This window comes from Mycetohabitans sp. B2, from assembly GCF_021733735.1.
Classification (GTDB): Bacteria; Pseudomonadota; Gammaproteobacteria; order Burkholderiales; family Burkholderiaceae; genus Mycetohabitans; species Mycetohabitans rhizoxinica.
Genome location: NZ_JAHKSP010000085.1, coordinates 1 through 602, shown reverse-complemented (window position 1 = coordinate 602; position 602 = coordinate 1). Strand labels below are relative to the sequence as shown.

General features: G+C 64.1%; 1 protein-coding gene. It reads left to right on the top strand.

The genetic code is table 11. From position 1 onward, the window contains the following. On the top strand, positions 1-602 hold a 602-nt coding region (locus KPG66_RS16795), incomplete at both ends, for a condensation domain-containing protein (protein WP_237071586.1).

Sequence of the window (602 nt, the reverse complement as noted above, 5' to 3'; positions counted from 1 at the left end):
CAGCCGCAGGTGCGGCTATTGCCGGCCGACACGGGCGTGCCATTGCACTGGCACGATCTGCGCGGCGTGCCCGATGCTGACGCGCAGCTGGCACGTCTAAGTCACAGCGAAGCGCGTGCACCGTTCGATCTGGTGCACGGGCCGTTGATCCGCTCGTGTGGTATCCAATTAACCGACGACGAACACGTACTGCTGCTCACAAAGCATCATATCGTGTCGGACGGTTGGTCGATTGGCGTGCTGGTGCGCGAGCTCAGCGCGCTGTATGCAACGCGCGTCGGGGCGCCAGCCGAGTCCTTACCCGCGCTGGCGATTCAGTATCCGGATTACGCGGCCTGGCAACGTCAGTGGCTGTCGGGCGAGCGACTGGAAGATCAGAGTGACTACTGGCGCGCGACACTGGCCGATGCCCCCGTGCTGCTGGAGTTGCCAACCGACCGACCGCGTCCGGCGCAGCAATCGTTTGCCGGTGCACACGTGCCGGTGCAGATCGATGCACAAACCACGCGTGTGCTGAAGCAGCTAAGCGCTGAACACGGCACGACGCTATTTATGACAGTGCTCGCGGCGTGGAGTGCGGTGCTCGCGCGCTTGTCGGGCCA